Here is a 22468-nt window from a genome sequence, read left to right on the forward strand (position 1 = left end):
TTTAAATTTAAAAAACATTCATTCTGGAAAATATTGCCAAAATTTTGAAAAAAATTTTTTAATCGAATAAGATGAAAGCCCAACAAAAACCCCCTTCATTCGCAAGAAGAGGGTTCTGTCTTTATTTTCAGCTTCGAATGTTTAGGACTTTTTTTCGAAATAAAGATTATTAAAAACTTAGACACAAAATCCTAAGTTTTCAATTTCGTTGTTACTTAGTGTAAGTAACTTTTAATAGACTTTCATCAGCAAAACCATGCGTATTTGCCTTTCCACCCGCTGTATCTGGTTTAACAGTTACTGTTCCTGTAACATAATTTTCATGTTCTGTTAAAGCTGGTTTAGAAGAATCTAACTTAACAGTGATATAATCTACATTTGTAGTTTTATCTAATTTAAAATACTTCTTAAATGCATGAGATATAGCAAAAGTTAAATGTGATTTAATATCAGCTATATGTCCACCAGACTTAACACTGTTGTCAGATAATTTTTTAAACATATAGATTGGATCACTTTCAGTCTTCGCTACATTTAAATGAATGACATCAACTGGTTTAACAACTCCTCCGACATTCGTAGCTAAAAAACTTCCAGCATCAACAGGTGCAATTGCTTTAACAGTGAATTTAACATTTTGAGTTGGATCCTTTTTCAATGAAACAATTACATCTGTTGTAGAAGCATTTGTTCCATGAACAGCATTCGCTTTTGCGCAAACATATTTACTATCTACTATTGTAAATTTATCATTATTAGTTACGGTGACAATAAATTTATTTAAATTTGTAATACTTTTCTCAGCCGCATCTTGTTCATTATTGTATTTAACACCTGTAATTTCTGTACAGTGTAACTTTTCATTAACTGAACCACCCCCCACAGGAATTTCGCTTGCACTTTGAGTTTGATCGTTTTTAGTAAAAATTGCCTTAGTTAAAATAGGTTTTGGTCCAACATAATAAATTTTTTCAACTACGGTATCTTCTACCTTAAATTCTAAAGTAACTGGATTAAAATCTGTGTTTGCAATTGCTTTCAAAGAAATTCTATTATTTGTAGCTTTTTTAACCGCACTAAGTGTTTCAATAGTTATTTTATTTCGGTCTTTAGAGCTAACTTCAAAATTTCTCTCGGTAGGATCTTGAGTGATATTAATTGGAGACTCATTATTAGAATATATTACACTTAAATCTGCATCAAATTGTTGTCCGACTTGAAGAACATTTGGAACTGTTTTTAAACCACTTTGATCGTTCAGCAACTCAACTTTTTTTGGTATACCTTTTATTACTTCAAGATTTAAAGTAATGGCTTTTTGGCTGCCTTTAACTTGTAAAGATAATTTAATATCTTTCGAAACAGGATAATCCTTTGGCACTGCAATCTTAAAGTAAAGCTTATTGTCTTTAACTTCAGACTTTAAAGTGACTTTGTGATTGCTTGGAACAGAATTCAAAGTTACATTTTTTGCCTCTGAATAAATATAGAATTTTGCTGTTTCTTCATCAACATTCAATTCTTTTGCAAAAGGAGTATATTGAATCAAAAATTCTTCTGATTCATCGCCAGCAGCAATTGCGATTTCATAAGAATCTACTTTTCCTACTTTTACTGGATTTGAAAACTTTGAATTTGCATTTCTAATATAAGTCTTTTTAATTGAATCATATTTATTGACAATTTCAATGTCGGTTATTGCTCTTTCTTTTTTACTAACAACAACTTCTTTCGTTGCAAATGCATTTTCATAAGAAGCAACCAACGTGGCTTTAGTTTCCGCGCCTGGAATTAAAGAATGAATGTATGAACCATTTTCTCCTTTAATTTCTTCATTATCTCTACTATATGCACAAATTCTGCTTAATTTATCATCCAAATAAAAGGACTGTAAAGAATCTTTGGATAAACTTACTGAGATAGCATTGCTGGAAGCTTTGTTACCTTCTAAGTTTGAGAAAGATACTGAATAGTCAGCACATCCACCGAGGGGTATACTATTAGCAGAAATAACAATGCTATTTACTTTGTTTGCTTTTTGCTCTTTTTCAATAACTTTTGTTGGATCAGTCACACCACCAGTGCCAGAAGTATTTTTATCATTTTTCTTACAACCTGTGATTGCAATAGATGCAAGTCCAAGACTCACAGCTGTGAGTTTTAAAGATTTACTTATCGTCATATTTTTCTCCTAAACATTACAAAAACATTAGATAACCATCAAAAATTGCAGATACTAGAAACTTATTTCCGCAATTTGAGGAATATAATTTAATGTAACAATAATTGTCAATTTTTTTATAAATTAAAATATTAAAAAATTATACTAATAAAATAATTTAATATTAAAAATACATTAATAAATTAGCCTTAAAATAACTAAATAAATTATGGTAATAAAGATAATATAAAATATTTGTATATATTTTTAATATATTATTATTTTAAATATTTTGTTTTATTAAACAGATCTCATTTTTGTTAAAAAATAAATACGAATAATTTCATGTCAATTCAATAAGCAGACCATTTATGTATTCACTTTCTTAGAAAAAATATTTTTTTTCAGATGAAGTATTTTTTAAAATACCAAGATAGACAAGACTTATTTACATTTAAATATTTGCCATAAAGACATTTAAACACAAGAAGAAAGTGAGAACTAATTTTCTGTTAATCAACCTACAAAAATTAAGTTTAACCATAAAAAAAATTCAATTAAGTGACGAGCAAAAGTATAAAAATTAATTTTATATAAAAATTTTCAAGTCATTCATTCCTTTGTCAAATTTTATGACTTTATTACCAACGGCGCTGATTTCATCTTTACAAAAGATCAATTGTTATTTTTTTGCCAACTAAAATATTTTGATTGAAAGGACAAGGAAGAAACGAAAAAAATGTTGTTTTAAACTTAAAAATTTTGAGAATTTAAGGAGTGTGCACCGGATAGAGGGAAAAACAAAAAAATAGAAATGCAATTTTTTTTGCTCTCTTTATTTAAATAGAGAGCAAGTTTATTGTCAAAACATTAACTCTTGTAAAATAAATTGACACAATCAACTGCCTTCAACCATTTATACAAACTTGCATTTGCCAAAGCTTCGGGCATTTCGGGGCGAAACTCTCTCGCGATTTCTATTTTATTGAATGTTACATCTTCTTCGAGCACACCCACACACGCTGCCATCGCCGCCCCGAGGGAAGTCGTCTCAATATTTGCTGGGCGCGCGAGCAGTGTCTGTAAAATATTTGCTTGAAACTGCATTAAGAAATCGTTGCGCGAAGCACCACCGTCCACACCCACCCGCACGATCTTTTGTCCACTGACTTTTTCCATCAGGCGTAAAAGCTGAACATTTTGCAAGGCAATACTTTCTAAGACGGCACGGATAATCTGCGACTTTTGCGTTCCACGGGAGAGGCCAAAGAGCACGCCGCGCGCTTTTGGATTCCAATACGGCGCGCCCAGCCCCGCTAAGGATGGAACGAAGAGAACGTCCTCATCACGCGGATAACCCATTGCAAGTTCAGCACTTTCTGAAGAATTCTTCACCCAACCAAAATTGTCCCGCATGAACTGCACTGCAGCGCCTGCGATAAAAGCAGATCCTTCGAGAGCAAAGGTTCTTCGTTGCGCAGTACTATAAGCAACGGTGGTCAAGATCCCTTCATCCGAAGTCACCACATTTTCACCCGTATTCATAAGTAAGAACGCACCCGTACCAAAGGTGATTTTCGCTTCACCCTGCTGAACGCAGTTTTGCCCAAAAAGCGCTGCCTGTTGGTCACCCAAAATCCCAGTGATAGGTATACCGTCCGGTAGACCTGGTACTCCCTTGGTAAATCCAAAGCGACCAATACTTGGTTTGATCTCTGGCAGTGCACTTTCTGGAATTGAAAACAGTTTTAACAGCTCTGGGTCATAAGATCCCGTGTGTAAATTATAAAGCATAGTGCGGCTCGCATTGGTATGATCCGTCACAAAAGACTGTCCACCCGTGAGTCTCCAGATAATAAAAGAGTCGATGGTGCCAAGGGCGAGCTCACCTGTTAACGCCCATTGTTTGGCTTTCATATTCTGTTCTAAAATCCAGTGCATTTTTGAAGCACTAAAATAAGGATCACAGACCAATCCCGTTTTCTGCAAAATCATTTTGCGCACTGTTTCGTTACGTTTTAAATGATCGCAAAATTCTGCAGTGCGTCTGTCCTGCCAAACAATAGCATTGCCCGCAACTTCACCCGTTTTTTTATTCCAAGCGAGACATGTTTCCCGCTGATTGGTTATGCCTATTGCCGCAATTTTTTTCTGGTTGAAAGAGCTTTTTTCTCCTTCAGCAAATTTCAAACTGTTTTCGATTGCTTTTATTGTTGTATTCCAAATATCTTCAGGATTGTGTTCAACCAAACCTGGGCGCGGATAAATCTGAGGAAATTCAATTTTGTTGTTACCTAGCATAGAAAAATCATCCATGCTAAAAAAAGATGCTTGAATTCCTGTGGTACCTTCATCTATGGATAGAATAAAATCGGTCATAGGTTTACTCCTTTTATGCTTTCAATGTATCTTTTACAATTACGGAGGATAATGATGTGAGTTTAGTTGCGCAAGAAAAATTTCCAAATACTTTTAAAAAATATTTTAATTCCTTACCATTTCTAGAACAGGCTGGATTTTTTCTTTGGCCCTCCATAGGAAAAAGCGAACTCAATAAAAATGAAATTAAATTATTTAAAAAAATAAAACCTTCGGGGTGCATTCTTTTTAAAAGAAATTTTACTGATTTCGCACAAGGAAAAATATTAATTGCAAATGTAAAGAAAAATTGTGAAAGAGCAAATCAAAAATATAAAATGCCTTTTATTGTCTCAATCGATGAAGAAGGTGGCAGAGTTTCGCGTTTGCCACTTCCTTTTTTGCGCGGTAAACCAGCGCTCGAATTTTCTGACAATAACGATGAACTTGGCTTAGTCAATCAAGTACTTCATCAAACTTTTGTGGCAAAAGGATTAGGCATTAACTGTATACTGAGTCCAGTCGCCGATATTTTAACAGAACCGACAAATCCCGTCATGGGTGATCGCTGCTTTGGCCGAGATGCTCTCACTGTTTTAAAATATTCCTCTCTCGTAAATAAAACACTCTTGAGTGAACAAATATTTTCGTGTGCCAAGCACTTTCCAGGACATGGCAATACAAAAACAGATTCACACAAAGAATTCAGTACCAGCGATGTAAGTTTAACCACACTTAAAACCCGTGAGTGGATTCCTTTTAAAAATTTAATTGCAGAAAAAATACCATTTATCATGGCTGCACATGTGATCGTCCCTGAACTCGATCCTAAGTTCCCAGCAACGTTAAGTTATGAAATATTAACGAAACAATTAAAAAAGAATTTAAAATTTAAGGGACTCGTGCTTAGCGACGATCTGCGAATGAATGCAATCGCAAATTTTTACCAACAGTCACGTGCAATTGAATCATCCATTACAGAAACAAATCCTGTTTCGTTATCTGAGGAAGATTCTTATCTTGAGCAAGCAGCTATCGATGCCTTGCTTGCAGGTTGTGATATTTTATTAAGTTGCCAAAGCATAGAGAGAGAAGCAAGAATTGCATACTCGATTGCAAAAAAACTTAAAAATGATAAATTATTTCATAAACTGATGCTGGAGAAGGCTTGGAAAATATTCTCTACTTTAACAAAAACACAAAAGATCTAAACTTTTTTCTCGTTGTCGGGTACAGCCTCTTATTTCATATTCTTTTAGCTCTGAGTCTCAGTTTTCTTACACCCAATCCTGTTGATATGACTGATTTAAGAGTAACAACCAGCACCGTCCAGATTTCTTCCAAATCACCCAATTCGCAAAAGCCCACTCTGCAAAAACACCGTGAGAGGAACATACCCAAAAAAGAATTGATCCAATCGACTCAAAAATCGGCGGCTGCCCCCAGTGAAATTCCACCCGAAAAAGTCGCAACTCCACAAAAACATTTGGATGCTGTCACTCCAGCTGGACAGTCGACCAATGAAAGCAAAGAATTTTATTCTGCGGAATCCACCGTCGATAAAACGGCACAATGCACTTTACCTGAAATCAATATCACGGACGATGCCGCTAATGCTGGTGTCACAAGTGGATCCGTAGTAATTGAAGTGCAAATAAATAGCGAAGGTAAAGTAACAGAAGCAAAATTGATCAAAGGCACAGGATATAAAGTAGATCAAGTTGCTTTAGCAGCAGCAAAAGAATTGAATTGTAGCCCTGCGTGGCGAGAAAAACACAGCGTTGGTGTTATAAAACGAATTACTTGGATGATTGTACCTTGATTGTCTCATCTTGATAAAGACGAAAATTGTATATAATTAAATAGTATAACTTAATACTATAATATTTTTTAATAATTCATTCAAATTCATATTTTTATACCCGCTCAATTGAAACGCAAATTGCTAAATAAAAAGTAATTCATGACTTGCAAAGCTCTTAAAACTTCTTTATATTCAATGGTTGTACTTTTTAGTCGAAACTAAGGTTTCATACACTTAAAAAGAATCAATCTCATCTATACTCACTTTGAGAAGTACTTTTTATCATGCAAAATCGGACTCTTTTATTCCAAGCTTTTTAGCAATCGCTAAAATATTTTTATAGGATTGAGTATTCCCAAAAGCAAAATATCCCCTATGCTCAGAAAGAGGAGCTTTTAATTCTCTGAGTAAAGCAATTGAAACTTTTTTATCAAATTCATCAAATTTTTGTTGGAGTAATTGTCCTTTTTCTGAACCTTTTAGGCGATTTATTTCCATTTTTACATTTTGAACAAGTTCAAAATATGTTGTGGGATAGGATTGCTCTAATAGCAGTCTTTCTGCTGCAAGCTTTTTATTTTCTTCGACAATACGTTTTCTATCCTCGAGAATTTTTCTCTTTTCAGACAAAATAACTGGATCTTTTTTGGCCTCAAATTGGGCTTGTTCACTCTTTCTAAATATTTTATCTTCATTAAGATTTCTTATTAATTTTTGCGCACTTTCACGTGTTCCATAAAACATATAAGCTAAAAATAACCCATATAACCCCCAAACAGCATATAAAAATCGTTTTTTGTTTGGATTTGAATCTAAGTAATTTTTTTGCTCTGAATAATTTATAGGCTCCACATATGAAGCTAATATATTTTCAATATTTGCTTCATATATACTGCATGAGCAAATTAAAAAATATTCAAAAATTCCTTGATTGTTCGTTTCATCTGAAAAATCAAGATCAATTTTATTCAACCCACTTGTTTCAAGAAGATTTTCATTTTTAATACTTGAAAATTTCTGTTCATCTGAAAATAACTTAACTTTAGTAGCCTTATTAAATTTCGCAAAATAACTCATAAACAAAGCAGTTCTAACTTCTTTATCTTTTTCGATAAAAATATCATTCTTAAGAAGATTTAGAAAATTAGTTCTTTGAAAAAAATTAAATGAAATATTTTCAATGCTTTTATTTTCTTTTATCTTTACAATACAATCATTTAATATGCTATGAGATTCTGTACTTTTTAAGAAATTCTGAAGAACATGAGAAAGCTGAGTATAATCATTACTTTGCTTACTAATTTCATATACTTTCTTAGGTATTTTATAATTTACTTGATCAAAAAATTTCATTAAATAACTATTGATTGGATGTTCTGATGCTAAAGTATTCAGATTTTTAAACTGAGGAATATTTCCTTTCATTAAAGCTGCATCTGATATAAATAATAAATGTCTTTCACGTAAATCAAGAATGTGGCCATCTAATTTTACCGCATCATTTTCTTCTAAACCATTTGAATATTTTGACTGAATATTTTTTAAGTAATTTAAATATATATCAAGTGAAAAATTAAAATATCGATCTGTTTTTCTTGCGATTGATTCATTTATTGAGCGAGAATGCAAACTTTTATTTTGTATTTTTTGGTTTATATTTAATTTAGTTTGTTCTATATTCTTTTTAAAAATTTCTAATCTAGTTCTATATTCTTTATACCTATTAATAAAATTCTTATAAAAACCAGTTTCTTTCCCAAAGAAAAAATTATAAAGACCTATTGTATTAAACCAACTATTATTTTTCTCATTTTCATATTTAGATTGCAAATTAGTAATATGGGAACATAAATCATCCATAACCTTCATTAAGTTAGTAATAAGCCTAGAAATAACTTCTAATGGAGCAACACTGATTAAAGAAGACGCTTCTTCTTCTCCATACATTGCTATAATAAGTTTATTAAATTTTAAAGCTTCTGTATGATACTGTATCTTAGAAACAAGATTTATAATATTTGTCAAATAATAAATATACATTCTGAAAAAATCTTGTGAATTTTTATCTAGATATTCTTTATCAAATCCTGGGATGAGAAGCTTTGAAAAAGATTCATAAGGAATGATAAAGTACTTTTTTAAACTATCAGTTGAATTTATATTATTTACTAACTTTTTGTTTTGATATAATGAAAAAACTTCTTCTGGAATATTTGAAGAATATTTATCCAAAATTACATTATAAACACTCCATAAACCAAACAATGAGTAAATTGAAAATTTATCATTGTTTTTCTCATCAGATAAAAATTCTTCTATTTTGTCTGCTAATCTTAATAACTCACAAAAACTATCAATTTTATGAGCAAATTGTATGGCTGAATTTTTACTTGCATCACCATTTTCAAATTTAAAAGACAATTTATTATTATCGAATTCCTTTTTTATTTCAAACGCTAATAATACGACATTTTTGAATTCTTCTTTAGTTAAAACCTTTTGTACTGAATTTGTACTTTTAAAAATTCTTATATTAAAGCTCATATTAGATAATTTATTCTGAATTTCATTTTCAGAACTCCACCATTCATATATTTTATTCCACGTTTTTTGTGGAAACGTAGTGGAGCTATATTGAGGAGGCTCTAATTTTATAAGTTTATCTGATAATATTGCAATTTTTTTTAAATTTTTATCTTTAGTATTATAATTATACTTTAAAAATTCATTTGCATACTCAAAAAGCTTATTTAATTTCTTTTCGGTCTTAGATAATTCAAATTCACTTGGAATTTCTTGTATCCTTTTACTACTTAATCTTTCTTTATTAAGATCCTTAATTAATGCATTAATTCTACCTATTTTCTTTTCAGAAATCTCTTGTTGAAGAGCGTTATAGTTTTTTATTTCATTAACTTTAAAAAAACTTAAATCTGTCCAAAATTTATAAGATACAGAATTTAAAACATCTTCTTTAATCTTCTTATTAAAACTTTCAGGATCATAGAAACTAATTGACTGTTCATCTCTTAAAATACAGCAATATATCCATGGAATTATTGGTACTGTTGCTGAAGCTCCAGAGGCAATTACATTGCCTAAATTCTCAACAATTGTTTCATTGTTTACTCTATATGCTATGTGTTCTTTAATTTTTTCTTTAAATTTATTAAATATATCTATAAAATCATTCGGTATTTTATTTTCTTTAACTCCCATAGTTAATTCATTTTCGATGATATTAAAGAGAGTATAAATGAATGATGCTGGCATTCTATCAAAATTTTGCAACATCATTAAAAGAATTTTAACATATGAATTAATGAGATAAAAACCTGAATCTGCATCTTGCCAACTGATACGTAATATTTTTAAATTACTAAATCTTCCATTTAATTTATTTATTAAATAATTTGTTAAAATTTCTACGGCTGCTTGTATTTTTAAAGAATGTTTTCTGAAATATTCATTTTGCCAGGAAAAGAGGTCGCTATCCATAAATTTTTTAAATTTATCTATGTTTACCCATTTACTTCTTGTTACTTGAAGAAGGTACACAGATGAACCAATAAGGAAACCCGACATAGAACTCATTAAAGTATGTGCTGCAACTTGTACTCCAGGAATTCCTCCTACTGTGTGACCTATAGCACTTCCTACAACCCCACCGAGAGGACCTGCCACTACACCACCAATTCCCGAACCAATAGTAGATGACATTGCTTGGGGGTTGGTCACATTTGAAATAATAGCTCCTGATGCTCCTGAAGTAGTACTTGCTCCAACCATGGCTTTATAACTATTACTAGATTCCAATAGTTTTTTAAAATTTTCACCTTCCATTTTGCCTTTAGCAAAATAATTAGCAACTAGATCTCTTGCTATTGTAAGATCGGAGTTGGAAAAAGATGTATCTTTTTTGCTGAATAATAAAGACAATAAAGTATCATTCTTTTCTTCAATATTATTATTTGAATTTAAGTCTTGTTTCAACATATTAAACCTTCGTATAAGTATAAAAGTATAAAAAATACTGAACACACGATATTTGATCGTGCATTATACTTATACTTCTTTTAATTAAGAAAATCAAAGTAATTAACACAAACTCTTTCAAGAAAAGGAATATGAGTTATCTTTTTTTTAACTCATATATTTAGAGAAAAATTCAAATAAAAATGTAAGCTCCTGATATCATATATATAGCCTATTGATTACTTATTATTATTCTTACTTGAATTATGATCACCACAACATGCTTTTTTTATTTTTTATTCACTATAAAAGGCTTTCAAGAATATTTGTACATTGTCATTTTTTATAGGTTATGATCTACTCATGCCAAATTAACTCAAAAATTTAATCAAATGTTATTCATCTTATACGCAGCCCTTTAAGAATGTCCCACTCGAATCAGGACTAACACATTGATATTAAAAATATTTACTTATTAGGCGCTCGAGGAAATATTGTGGACTGCGTATTCGTTATTAAATAGAGAAAATAATTTTTAATAGCTCAAAAAATATTAACGAATCATTTTGGACGTTACCATTTTTTTTAATAATTGTTATTGGCTAGCCTATAAATGGCCTGAAAAAGCAAATTGAAAATCAAGCTAGAGTTGAGCATAAATACTGACAACACATAGCTTGAGAATTATAGATAAAGAAAGAAACAGTTTAAAGGAGGGCAAATAGAGTGCTATTTGAGATATCTTATTCTTTCAATATTGGATAGTTTTTTTATACAAAATGCATACTAAGCATCTAAAAATGAATTTATTATAATAGAAATATAAAAATTAATTTAGATTTTTAATGTGTGTTAATCTCTTCTGCCACCAAATATTCTGAGCAAACTAATAAAGAGGTTGATAAAGTTAAGATACATGGTCAAAGCGCCAAAGATCATGAATTTACCCAAAGCTTCACTATTGCCAGAGGTTTGTTCTGCCAATGCATAAGATCCTTCACGAATGCGTTGGGAATCATAGGCAGTTAAGCCAGAAAAGACGAGGATTCCCGCCCAACCTGCAAAGGAATTCAACATTTCGCTCTGAACAAAAATATTCACAACGCTTGCTCCCACGATCATTAAAACACCCATAAATAGAAAAGTGCTCATAAAGCCTAAATTCTTTTTCGTAACAGCCCCAAATAATGCTAGGCCAGCAAAACCAAGCGCGGCAACAAAAAACAGTGAAATAACATTGCCGATCGGGTAAACAACCATTATAATCGAAAATGTGATTCCTGTGAGCAAAGAATAAAGCAAAAACATTCCTTTTAAGGCTTGCGAACTCAATTTTTCAGCCGCAAAACTCATTCCCATGACAAGCGCCATTTGGACGAGGAACAAACCTAAAACAGCACCTCTGCCAAAACTTAAAATGGTTTGAATTGCGCCTGTTTGAATAAGTCCAACACCTGTCAAAGCACTTAAGAACACACCTAAAGTCATCCAACCATAAACCCCTGCTATCGTTTTGCTCGCAGAAGATTGAACAACTTCATTTTTTACCGCTGTATTCATCCAATTATCGTTACTCTTTTGAAATCGATTAAATCTCATGTGTAAATTCCTTTCTCATGATGATTCAAAAAGCAAATGGAAAACTCCAATCTCACATTAAAATTTAAACCGAAAAACGTAAATGGCAAGAGAGTGATAACAAGAGTCTCAAAAAGAAGCAAATTTAAGAATTCACTTGCTCTTCCATACCTTCATCTCCAACCCCGCGATCAAGTTTTCTGTCCATTTCGTATTTGGGATCGTAGTCGCTTGTTAATTCAGAAGCAGAGCCAGCAAAGCGGATGCAATCTTTTGCAATATTCGCAGCGTAATTTTTAAGATGTGCGCGTGCTTCATCGAGATCTTCAACTCTATTTAGCACATCGCGTAAGCTTTTGCTTGAAGGAAAACCCTTCGTATACCAAAGTAAATGCTTGCGGGCTAAAATAGCCGCTAGTTTTGTTTTACCAAAAAATTCTTCTTGATAAGCCAAATGCCGCAGAACGAGATCAAGCCATTCCGCAAATTCAGGCTGCACAGTTTCAGCTAGTAATATTTCTTTAAAAATCCAGGGATTACCCAGAGCACCTCGGCTCACCATTACGGCATCACAAGTCGTTTCTTCTTGCATTTTGCGGGCAGAGGCATAGTTAAATATATCACCATTGCCAACTTTTATAACTGACTTTTGCTTACTGAGTGCGGTATCTATTGCTAACTTTATACCCATTAAGTCGCAGGGAGTGGAATAACTTTCCGAGCGTGTGCGCCCATGAATTGTAAACATGTCGACGTTTTCTGCCAACACCCGTTCAACAGTGTTCACAACATTGACCTCTTCGCGCGTGTAACCTAAACGAAATTTTGCGGAAAGAGGACGAGCGGTTGCAGATCGTGCGAGTTCAACAGTTTTGCTGATTCTTTCAGGTTCTCTTAAAATCCCACTGCCACACCCTGCTGTCACCACTTTACGTACGGGGCAGCCCATATTTATATCAATAGTATCAAATCCTTGCTGATCAAGAACCGAAACCGCATGCGCCACCTGCTCCGCGCTTGGCCCCGTGACTTGCACACCTAAAATGCTTTCCGAGGCATGTCGCGCCATCATCTCGAAAGTTCTTTTATTCTTATATGCAATTGCAGTGGCAGAAAGCATTTCTACATATGTTAAACCTGCACCCAATTCCTGACAAATTCGGCGGAATGGCACATCTGAAACTCCCGCGAGTGGAGCTAAAAACACGCGATTTTTCAGAGTCAAATTGCCCAATTGAATAGGTTGATTAAAAAAACTCATGATTTTACCTTATTTTTTATTAATTGTCCGCATGCTGCTTGAATATCTCTGCCTTTAGATAGACGCACTGTCGCAACCATTCCAGAATTTTTAAGAATTTGTTGAAATTGGTAAACGCGGCCTAAGTCCGGTCTGCGAAACGCAGCTCCTTCATGTTCATTTAGAGGAATGAGGTTTATTTTTGCCCCAACACCTTGTAATAAAGAAACTAATGCTTGCGCATGCTGTTCGCTGTCGTTTATTCCTCGCAGGAGGGTGTATTGTATCATAAATGAAGACCGTGTTCCAGATAAAGCATGCTTTCTCAGGGTTTCAACCACATGAGTTAATGGATGGCGCAGGTTAACGGGCATGACCTTAGAACGCTCCTCTTCAAAGGGAGAATGAAGTGAGAGAGCAACTGCAACTTTTGTTTCATTTAAAATCCTATCGAGCGCAGGCATGAGTCCAACAGTGCTGACTGTCACTTTATTTGGTGAGAAATTAAGGCCTAAATTGTCGCAAAAGATCTGAGTGCTTTTAATCACATTATCTATATTATCAAGAGGTTCACCCATTCCCATATATACGATATTTGAGATCCTTTGATAGCTTGCCACATGATAATCGGGGTTTTCCCGCCGCCATTTTTCGGCAAGAATAACCTGTCCAACAATTTCCTCACTCGTAAGACTGCGCATGAGTCCCATGCGACCTGTCTGACAAAAACGGCAGGCTTGTGCACAGCCCACTTGAGTGGAAATACACTGAGTCAAACGCCCGCGTTCTGGAATAAGCACGCTTTCCACCCATTTGCCATCACTCTTTAAGCGTATTGCAAATTTTACAGATCCATCGTGGGTACTTGTTTGAATTTCTGAGATCTCCAAGGGAACAGAAAGTAAGTAATTGTTTTTAAACCATGCAGAAACATCCTGGCTCAGTTCTGAAAAATCGTAGTCTTCAAGTGGATTTTGTTTATAGACTTTTCGAAATAAGGTTTCAGCCCGTAATTTTGCTTTTGGAACGCCAAAAATTTCAGCTATTTTTCCCTCAAGTTCCTTACGTTCCGTCCCGAAAAATGAATTCATTGTTTTTTTTTCCTTAAATACCACCTAAAATAGGTGATCTTTTTTCAAACAAAGTATAATGGTGTGGTCAAGAAGTTTTTTGCTAATAATTGCATTCTATGCTATTTGGCTGCATCTAAAGATTTTCAAGGGGAAATGCAATGCAAGTTGAAAGTGATAAGACTTCAAAAAAGAAATCAAATCATAACTGCTCGCTGAATAAAGAAATGATTAATGAAAATAATCTCGATTTTCATAAAATAAATATTCATCATTCTAGAATAATTCAGGCACTAAAAAATGAAATAAATACAACCATTCCTATCATGGGTGCATGCACAACAAACAATGGTGGAATAATTTCTTGGAAACTTGTTACGCGAGTATTGTCTACTACGTTTCATTCCAGTTTGCGCAAATTTCAAAAAAATTCTATGCGCTATTGGCGAGAGAATTATTTATTGACTTGTATTCCAGCAGCAGGAGCTGCTTCCCGTTTCTTTAGTGAATTGCAAAAATTTACCCTTACTATAGAAACAAAAATCCCTGAGTTCAAAAATTCATTAGATCTATTTCTAAATCATAATTTTAAAGCAAAACTTTCTTTGGAAAATAGAAAACAAATACAAAGCATTCTTGCAAATGTAAAAATAACAACAGAAATGTCTTCCCTTTATGAAGGTATACACGAGCAAGAAAAAGATAATATAAAAGCTTGTATTGAGCAGTTTTATAATTTTTTAAGCCAATTTATCGTATTAGGAAAAACGGATGAAAAATTTATAAGCAAATACGAAAATTTAAAAAATTTATGTGATATGGAGAATATAAAAAAAGATTATATAAAATCTATTTCTCAATCGGAAAGCAATGTCCGCACACCTTGGGACTACAATAAAAATTTAACTAAAATAAAAAATCAGGATAACATTACAAATTTTAAAACAGCTTTTAGTAAAAATAAAAACTTTAGCAACTCACACTGGATGGAGCGAATTTCGGCGCAATCCTTATTTTTAAATAAAGAAACAGCTGCATCGAATGATCCATCTATTTATTTAGGCACACAAGAAAAAACAATTTTAAAAACATATGCTGCATGCTGCGTGTTGTTACAAAAATATGCACACCTACCGAAAGCACTTGTGCCAACAACTACGGAAGGTGATTCTTTTCTCATGCTCAAATTAGCAGAGCAGATTGGTCTATTACCTTCTCTTGGCAATATTCTCGTTGTTCCTGCATTTATGAAAAGTGAATTTGAAAATGAAATCGAAAGATTAAAACCAATTTTACAAGAAAATATCAGCGATATTTTTGCTCTGCGCAATTCACCATTTGCTCCAAAATGGTTAAAAGAAAATCGTAAAGTAAATGGGGAATGGGTTGTTTTTGAGCAAGGAAGAAATCTTTCCACCATTCGTTTTAATATGGATGGCACTCCTTATACAGATGACAATGGAAAATATGTACCAGTTTCTGCTGGTCACGGTGAACTCATTCATTTATTCGATGAATTTACCAAACAGTTTCCTGAAGCAGAGTGCTTACATATCCGTAATATTGACAACGTAATTGGTTCTTCCCTCGACAGAACAGCTGAGCTCAATATTCCTGCAGAGTTTTTTAAGATTATGCGCGACTGCATAGAGTATTTGCGTGCTCAAGTGGAAGACTATTTATTTAATGAACAAAAAAAGAAGTCAGACAGCAGATTGCATAACGAAACAGCGTTCCAAGTCCTCAGTTACCTTGCTCACTTTATCGATGAGAGTATAGCCAACGAAGCTCTTGAAGCTTGTTTCGATGCACAATCTACTTTTATAGGTTTAGCACACCAGTCACTCTATAAAGTGCTTGGCAATTTATTCCATTGGCAACCCTTAGAAAATCACAGCTCAGATCTTGAGGCTTGGGAACAAACAATGCAATGGCTCGACAATCCCATTTCTGTGTTTGGGGTTGTGCGCAAAGAAGTTGCCGATGTAGGTGGAGGTCCTGTTTTTGCTGCTCTTCCTGATGGAACAACAATAAAACTTTGTCTTGAAATGCCACACGCCAATGAAGAAGACGCCAGCGAATATTTTGGCCCACGCGGAAACGCAACCCATTTTAATCCTGTGCTCGCCTTTTTTGAACTCAAAACCCATACACGCGCATTTGAAAACACGCGTTCTGTGGGCAAAAAAGTTGAATTTTCCAAACTTTTTGACGAACGTTTTTGGCTCTTGAGCAAGCGTGAATACAAAGGCACCCCTGTGTGCTATCATGAAACAGTCTTGCATGAACTTATTGGCAATTCTGCAACGACTAACCTTGTATTTATTGAAGTTCCGCGCACATTATTTAGACCACATAAGTCTTTTTTTGACTCATTAGGGAATGACAGACGGACATATGGTTTTGACGAAACTTTGGCAACAACAGAAACCCGAAATTTCTAATCCTTCTCATTCGCAAGAAGAAATAGGATTACAATTTTTACACGCCCTGTATAAACAACTTGACAAAGATCTTATGTATTTAAGTGGACAAAAAGATCTCCCCAAAAAATATTTTTTTGGGAAAATTAAAGTCACATTCGGTTCTATGTCGCTCGATCAATTTAAAAATAAACCTTATATCCGTTATGAAAAAAAATATTTATTTCTTCACATTCCCAATCATGCTGGTTTTTTATTGGAGCCATCAAACAATATAGAAAAGATATTTCTTTATCGCGCTACAAAAGTCATGCAACAACTGAGCAATGAAATGGGTGAAAGCAGCAGACCTGAGTTATTTATTCTTAAAAGTGATATTATCGAAGAATTTAAGATAATTGATGATAATTATGTGCGCACCGGCAATGAAAAAACCCTCTCCGTTGCACAAATGAGTGAAATGCTGCTACTGCTGGCCGATTCTTTGTGAGCAACTATTTACATCTATCTTCCAGAACTGCTGAAATAACCTTTTGAATATAATTTGAATTTAAACTTTCAGTCTTTTCTTTGATATCAGCTATTGTTTTAGGAATCACGCAATCCACTTGTGTGCCTTTGCCTTCTATTTTCCGATGGGCTGTGCCGTTTTTAACTCTGCTGTGCATATCCCGCCAAGCAAAGCTCAAATCTGTGTTATCTGGTAATTTATCGACAAAATTTCTCTCAACCAAATCTTTCCAGCGAAGGACATTGGCACCGCCTCCGCCTGTCAGCTTTGTTTCCCCAACTATTTTCGTCGCCAGATTTTGATCCTTCATGATTGCGACAAAAAGATCGCAGGCGGAATAACATTTTGCATTTGTTAGCACGATTATATTTTTGCCATTTGCTTTGGTGAAGTTACTTGAGTATGTTTCGATTAATTCGAAATCTTGCGTAATAGCTCTTGGTTCGGTATATGTTTTTCCTTTTTGAGTCGCTTCCTCTAAATCTTTCTGCCAAAGTTTATATTCACTCTCGATATTCCTAAATTCATTCATGCCATAAGCTAAGAATTTATTGACCAGCTCTTTGTTACCTTTGGTATTTTTTAAACGAAACTCCATTGGATAAAAAGGATATTTTGATTTTTTATCATAAAATAACTTAGCCAGATTATCAGAATAACCAGCAAATCCTCCTCCGTTATTTCTCACATCGATCACAATCGTATCTATTTTTGGATTGCTTAATTTTGTATCTATATCAAACAGTATTGTGTCTACTTGTTTCTTATAATCTTTATTTGATTTTAATGAAAAAGTTGGAATTTTGAGATAAGTAAAATTTTCTTCTACCTTAAATTCATACTTTTTGTCCTCCTCATTTTCTATTTCTGCCATAGGATGGTAGGCATTTTTTAAAAAATCAAGCGAAGGTTTCTTGGGTCTTTCTTCTTCACTATTATCTGAAAATAATGAATTACCTTGTTTATCATTTTCACAGCCAACTTTTGAAAATACGATTGTTGGAATTGTTATTTTCTTTTGCTCTCTTTCAATAGTTAAGATATATTCAACTTCATTTGGAAATGAATGTATAGCACCATCTCTATATAATAAATAATTTACAGCACTTAATTGTTTTGCGTCTTTATTTGCGCCAAATGAAATGGGCTCAATATTTTTTAAGGCTTGCAGAACATTGACATCATTAATTTCTGTTATGACATCGCCAACTTGCAGTTGCGCTAAAGCATCATAATAGGCAGAAAAATTATTGCTATTGATTATATTATGTGAATCTTTTGAAGAATTGAGTGAAGAAACTACGATTTTCTTACGACCATTTTCGTCTGCAATATCAAATGATAAATTTTTTATGTGCACACCTACAGAGAAGCATTTAGTTGGCTTAATAAACTGGGTGTGAAAATCTTTTTGTCTAAAAAAAACTTCTTCAATTTTATTGTAAAACAATTCTTTTGCAAAAGTGTTATTTATCTTTCTAACTTCTGCAGAGCCATCGACCCCTTTGTCATGCACAAAATAATTATCAAACATATAAGCAACAGTATTTATAACTTTCGTATGCTCTTGATCTGGTATTACACCTTTAACATCTAACTCAATATTTCTTTTCCCACAGGCTGAAAGCAGAATAAGTGAGGAGCATAAAATTAACTTTTTCATGAATTTCTCCAACTGCAAATGAATAAAATATTATTGAAAGTATAAATAGCAAATTAAACACTCAGGGTTTGCAAAATTCAAACCCATTTCGTTCTATTTATTTTTTAAGATAAATAAATACCGTCTTTAAAAGATAAAATCAAGTTTTTATAAATAAAATACAATATTTTATATATTTTCCTAAATAATGCTAATTTTTTATATCATATTTACAAATTTTGTGACATTATATATCACTTCAACGATTGTCTTACTCGACGTGTAAGTATAACTTTCGAACTCTCACCAAACCGCACACCTATATAAATGGAAGTCAAAACACAGACAATTCCAATTACAGTATTAAAGTAAAAAGGCTCGCGTAAGAAAATAATTCCAAATAAAGCTGAACTGATAGGCACCATGCCAGTCATAATAGCTGCCGTTTGCGAATCAATTTTTGCAATTCCTCTATTATAAAATGTATAAAAAAGTGCGCCATTGAACAAACCAATAAAAAAACTGAAAATCCAAATAGACGCGTCGAGGGCAAAAAAAGTAATTTTTGCTTCCGTAAAAAACAAAAATGGAAGACAAACGAGCATATTGATAAAATTAATTATGAGACCAGAAACGACAGGACAGACTTTTACTTTAATTAACTTTGCTAAAATAGTGAACAGCGCTTCGGGAATCATAGCTAAAAACACGATACAGTTGCCAATAAATACGTCATAAGAACTTTTGTAATTATAACTGCTATTTAATTGATTAGCAGATAAATTTAGTACTATGACACCGATCACAACCAACAAAACACAGATAAAATGAATTTGCTTAAGGGACTGTCGCAAGATAAAAAAAGAAAAAATTGCAATGAGAGTAGGAATAGCGCTGCTAATAACCCCGACAGACGTCGCTGTTGTCCGATCGATCCCGGACATATAAATAAGATTAAAAAGAACTCCACCGCTCAAAGCCATAAGCAAATAAAGTAACCAGTTACGAGCGTCAAATCTCTCTTCAGTCAAATAAAAGGTAAATTTCTTTTTTAGAAAAAGAGAAAAAAATGCTAAGATAAGCGTTCCAAATAAATAGCGCAGTTCAAGCAATTGTAAAACTGAAGCCTTTTCCACTAAATATTTATTAATACCAATGTTCAAGCCCACGAATGAATTGGCTAAGGCAATTTCCACTGTGCCTATAAGATAATTTCTTTTATTCTCTCTTTCCATAAATTCCTTTATTGAGCAGACAAGAAATTATTTATTTTAAATGCTTGAGAAATTCTTCTGAAGGAAAAAGAGTGTTATTCTTTTTGACAAAATTAAGCGCATTCTCCGCCTGCCAATAATCATTTTTTTGTTCCACAAATTTTTTATAGGCCTTAAGAGACTGCACCCCTTCTTTTTCTTTAAGATCTTCAAGCACAGAACTTGCAAAATCGAGTAAAGGGAAATGAACTTTTGAATAATCTTCCTGCGAATGAAATAAATTTTTTAAATCTATATTTTCTGATTTAATTATTTCCCAAACTTGACTGCGAACTTTTCTGCTCTTCAGAACTGCTGAGAAAAACGCGATGGGGGCCAACGTATGCTCAAATGGCTGGGCATCGATATGTCTGATTTCCAAAAAATCTCTGAGGCGAAGATGTGGAAATAAAGTGCCTAAATGGGTTTCCCAACTTTCCACAGTTGGTTTTGTTCCTTTATAACCATTTTTTAACCAATGCTCGAAAGTTAATTCACCGTATAAAGGCTGTTCCTCTATAGGCAATCCATCAACAAAAAAGACGAAAGCTTTTTTGCCCCAAATGGCATATTCGCATTCAATATTTTCAGCAAACGGTAAATTGGCAGGAATACCAGAGCGACTTGGATCCATGTTCGCCCAAATTTCTTGGCGTTCAGAATAAAATTGGCTTTTTTTATTTTTAAAATATTTGGAATTTGCAAATAATTTTGATGTTAAAGGGATAAGAACTAAAGTTAAATTAACTGCATCTTCCCAATTTTCATCACCGAATATATCCACATTTGCTTGTACGGTTGCACTGTGCCGCATCATGTCAATGCCACGAAGATAGGGGGCGGAGTTAAAATAACGAGTCATAATCTTGTAACGTTCTTTAGGTAACAGAAGAGGTTGATCGTCTGCTGCTATGGGATTTGTTCCATGCGATAAGAAAAATAATTCACCTGCAGATGCTTTTTCAAGTAATTTTAAACTGTCTGCAACATTTTCACTCAGATCCGATAATTTTTCATAGGGGTCAGAGGAATATTCGACCTGTCCACCCGGCTCTGCACTAAAATTACCTCCTGATTTTAAAAATACAGTGGTGATAAGACCTGTGGCCTCATCATATTTTAACTTAGCATCGGGTGCAATTTCGCCAATTCTTTTTAAAAGAGTTTGAATATTTAATTTTGAATTTTCAGTGCCAATAGGAGCGAGAGTCTTAGAATCGAATGCGTGCATTTCCATTTCAAGACCCATTTTTTCGATTCCAGCTCGGTTGCCTTTGATTGGCTTAATCCAGACTCGAGAACACATATTTTCAATATCAGCTGAGTTTTGCAATGACATAGCAACTCCAAACAAAAGGACAAAGGATTTACACCTTATTTTTTTTGCGGAGCCGGATCAAGTTGTAGGGCAAAATCTGAAACGCCTTCTGAGCGGAGTGCATCCATTATGAGAACAACGGAATTATAAACCACATCTTTATCAGCGCTAATCATGGCCACAACTTTTAAGTTTGATGAGATTGCACTGCGAGCAGAACTTTTTAAAAAGTCGAGACTTGCAGACTTCCCATCGAGCATAAACTCCCCACTTTTATTGATCATAATATTAAAATTTTTTTGATTTTGCAGTTTCTCTGCGGTTGCTGCCTTCGGGAGCTGTAATTTCATACCTTTATTAACAATAAAATGAGCAGTAACCATAAAAATAATTAATAAAACTAACACCACATCTACGAAAGGTGTGATATTAATATCAACAATGGGTTCATCATCACCACCCAAATTGCTTCCACCTGCCATTTTAAACTCCACATTTCTAACGTTTAGTGCCAATATGAGTCAAAACAATTCGAGCTGTTGCATCGCTGTTTGCCATTTTCTTTTTGATTGCTCGGTTGAAGAAATTATAAGAAATAACCGCAGGAATAGCGACGAGAAGTCCAAGAGCCGTCGCAACTAAAGCTTCAGAAATAGAAGCCATAATAACTTCTGGTCCCGGATTGGCGGCAGTGGATAATGCATGAAATGCTTCAATAATTCCTATGATTGTACCAAATAAACCAATAAAAGGCGTGTTGCTGCCAAGTGTGCCAAGAACAACTGTACCTTTTTCAAGACGCATTTTAGCTGCTATCATAGTTGCATGCATAGACTCTTCAGCTGCTTTTATATTATCCATTCCACGTTCAAGTCCGACAGCCGCAACACTGGCTTCGAGCATTTTTTGTCCTGAGCACCAAGCGGAAGTTTTATCGAGTGGTTCAGAAGAATTGAGTCTATCCGATAAATTACGAATGAAATCGGAAAAATCACCCTTCATTTTTTGGAAAAATAAAATGCGATCAATAATAATTGCAACATTAACAATACTACAAAAAATTAAGAGATACATAACCCATTGTGGACCTGTAGCAAGCGCAAATTTTAAAAATTCCTGAGTGAGATTCATATGT

The 22468-nt window shown here is 33.6% G+C and carries 15 protein-coding genes; 4 read left to right on the forward strand and 11 right to left on the reverse strand.

Features of this window, described 5'->3' with window-relative positions; all coding sequences use genetic code 11:
• Nucleotides 1-211: 211 nt before the first annotated feature.
• Both EZS29_RS08400 and EZS29_RS08405 read right to left on the reverse strand, forming a co-directional pair.
• Nucleotides 212-2182 carry a hypothetical protein gene (locus EZS29_RS08400; RefSeq protein WP_130608803.1) on the reverse strand — a complete coding sequence of 657 codons (1971 nt, stop codon included), beginning with the start codon at nt 2180-2182 and terminating at the stop codon, nt 212-214.
• A gap of 849 nt (nt 2183-3031) precedes the next feature.
• A complete protein-coding gene (locus tag EZS29_RS08405) occupies nt 3032-4540 on the reverse strand; it encodes an FGGY family carbohydrate kinase (RefSeq protein ID WP_130608806.1) in 1509 nt (502 codons plus the stop codon).
• 56 nt (nt 4541-4596) lie between these two features.
• Here EZS29_RS08405 and EZS29_RS08410 point away from each other — a divergent pair, with 56 nt between their 5' ends.
• The gene (locus tag EZS29_RS08410) at nt 4597-5730 is read left to right on the forward strand and encodes a glycoside hydrolase family 3 N-terminal domain-containing protein (RefSeq protein WP_172603855.1); all 1134 of its coding nucleotides are present in this window, start codon (nt 4597-4599) and stop codon (nt 5728-5730) included.
• The gene (locus EZS29_RS08415) at nt 5688-6341 is read left to right on the forward strand and encodes an energy transducer TonB (protein WP_130608812.1); all 654 of its coding nucleotides are present in this window, start codon (nt 5688-5690) and stop codon (nt 6339-6341) included. The genes EZS29_RS08410 and EZS29_RS08415 overlap by 43 nt, the downstream gene beginning before the upstream one ends.
• A gap of 264 nt (nt 6342-6605) precedes the next feature.
• Here EZS29_RS08415 and EZS29_RS08420 read toward each other — a convergent pair whose 3' ends face one another.
• From EZS29_RS08420 to rlmN, 4 genes are all read right to left on the reverse strand, one after another.
• Nucleotides 6606-10319 carry a hypothetical protein gene (locus tag EZS29_RS08420; protein ID WP_130608815.1) on the reverse strand — a complete coding sequence of 1238 codons (3714 nt, stop codon included), beginning with the start codon at nt 10317-10319 and terminating at the stop codon, nt 6606-6608.
• 831 nt (nt 10320-11150) lie between these two features.
• On the reverse strand, nt 11151-11897 hold the full coding sequence (locus EZS29_RS08425; protein ID WP_130608819.1) for a Bax inhibitor-1/YccA family protein: 747 nt from the start codon (nt 11895-11897) through the stop codon (nt 11151-11153).
• A 124-nt stretch (nt 11898-12021) separates the two neighbouring features.
• Nucleotides 12022-13137 (reverse strand): tRNA dihydrouridine synthase, encoded by a 1116-nt coding sequence (locus EZS29_RS08430; protein WP_130608822.1) that lies wholly within the window; start codon nt 13135-13137, stop codon nt 12022-12024.
• A complete protein-coding gene (rlmN, locus tag EZS29_RS08435) occupies nt 13134-14207 on the reverse strand; it encodes a dual-specificity RNA methyltransferase RlmN (RefSeq protein WP_130608825.1) in 1074 nt (357 codons plus the stop codon). The genes EZS29_RS08430 and rlmN overlap by 4 nt, the downstream gene beginning before the upstream one ends.
• 140 nt (nt 14208-14347) lie before the next feature.
• Here rlmN and EZS29_RS08440 point away from each other — a divergent pair, with 140 nt between their 5' ends.
• On the forward strand, nt 14348-16630 hold the full coding sequence (locus EZS29_RS08440; protein ID WP_130608828.1) for a DUF4301 family protein: 2283 nt from the start codon (nt 14348-14350) through the stop codon (nt 16628-16630).
• Complete coding sequence (locus EZS29_RS08445; protein WP_130608831.1) at nt 16584-17099, forward strand: hypothetical protein; 516 nt, start codon at nt 16584-16586, stop codon at nt 17097-17099. The genes EZS29_RS08440 and EZS29_RS08445 overlap by 47 nt, the downstream gene beginning before the upstream one ends.
• 4 nt (nt 17100-17103) lie before the next feature.
• On the opposite strand, the gene EZS29_RS08450 is transcribed toward EZS29_RS08445, so the two are convergent.
• From EZS29_RS08450 to EZS29_RS08470, 5 genes are all read right to left on the reverse strand, one after another.
• Entirely contained in the window at nt 17104-18783 is a 1680-nt protein-coding gene (locus tag EZS29_RS08450; RefSeq protein WP_130608834.1) for a S41 family peptidase, read from the reverse strand.
• Between the two features lie 233 nt (nt 18784-19016).
• Entirely contained in the window at nt 19017-19997 is a 981-nt protein-coding gene (locus EZS29_RS08455) for a DMT family transporter (RefSeq protein WP_130608837.1), read from the reverse strand.
• Nucleotides 19998-20028: 31 nt separating this feature from the next.
• Entirely contained in the window at nt 20029-21354 is a 1326-nt protein-coding gene (locus EZS29_RS08460) for a glutamate-cysteine ligase family protein (RefSeq protein ID WP_130608840.1), read from the reverse strand.
• A 35-nt stretch (nt 21355-21389) separates the two neighbouring features.
• The gene (locus tag EZS29_RS08465; RefSeq protein WP_130608843.1) at nt 21390-21815 is read right to left on the reverse strand and encodes an ExbD/TolR family protein; all 426 of its coding nucleotides are present in this window, start codon (nt 21813-21815) and stop codon (nt 21390-21392) included.
• Nucleotides 21816-21831: 16 nt separating this feature from the next.
• A complete protein-coding gene (locus EZS29_RS08470) occupies nt 21832-22464 on the reverse strand; it encodes a MotA/TolQ/ExbB proton channel family protein (protein WP_130608846.1) in 633 nt (210 codons plus the stop codon).
• Nucleotides 22465-22468 lie beyond the last annotated feature (4 nt).

This window comes from Fluviispira sanaruensis, from assembly GCF_004295685.1.
GTDB lineage: Bacteria > Bdellovibrionota_B > Oligoflexia > Silvanigrellales > Silvanigrellaceae > Silvanigrella > Silvanigrella sanaruensis.

Coding starts and splice junctions, on each gene's coding strand:
- EZS29_RS08400 (WP_130608803.1), bottom strand. CDS start 2,182: ATGACGATAAGTAAATCTTTAAAACTCACAGCTGTGAGTCTTGGACTT.
- EZS29_RS08405 (WP_130608806.1), bottom strand. CDS start 4,540: ATGACCGATTTTATTCTATCCATAGATGAAGGTACCACAGGAATTCAA.
- EZS29_RS08420 (WP_130608815.1), bottom strand. CDS start 10,319: ATGTTGAAACAAGACTTAAATTCAAATAATAATATTGAAGAAAAGAAT.
- EZS29_RS08425 (WP_130608819.1), bottom strand. CDS start 11,897: ATGAGATTTAATCGATTTCAAAAGAGTAACGATAATTGGATGAATACA.
- EZS29_RS08430 (WP_130608822.1), bottom strand. CDS start 13,137: ATGAGTTTTTTTAATCAACCTATTCAATTGGGCAATTTGACTCTGAAA.
- rlmN (WP_130608825.1), bottom strand. CDS start 14,207: ATGAATTCATTTTTCGGGACGGAACGTAAGGAACTTGAGGGAAAAATA.
- EZS29_RS08440 (WP_130608828.1), top strand. CDS start 14,348: ATGCAAGTTGAAAGTGATAAGACTTCAAAAAAGAAATCAAATCATAAC.
- EZS29_RS08445 (WP_130608831.1), top strand. CDS start 16,584: ATGGTTTTGACGAAACTTTGGCAACAACAGAAACCCGAAATTTCTAAT.
- EZS29_RS08450 (WP_130608834.1), bottom strand. CDS start 18,783: ATGAAAAAGTTAATTTTATGCTCCTCACTTATTCTGCTTTCAGCCTGT.
- EZS29_RS08455 (WP_130608837.1), bottom strand. CDS start 19,997: ATGGAAAGAGAGAATAAAAGAAATTATCTTATAGGCACAGTGGAAATT.
- EZS29_RS08460 (WP_130608840.1), bottom strand. CDS start 21,354: ATGTCATTGCAAAACTCAGCTGATATTGAAAATATGTGTTCTCGAGTC.
- EZS29_RS08465 (WP_130608843.1), bottom strand. CDS start 21,815: ATGGCAGGTGGAAGCAATTTGGGTGGTGATGATGAACCCATTGTTGAT.
- EZS29_RS08470 (WP_130608846.1), bottom strand. CDS start 22,464: ATGAATCTCACTCAGGAATTTTTAAAATTTGCGCTTGCTACAGGTCCA.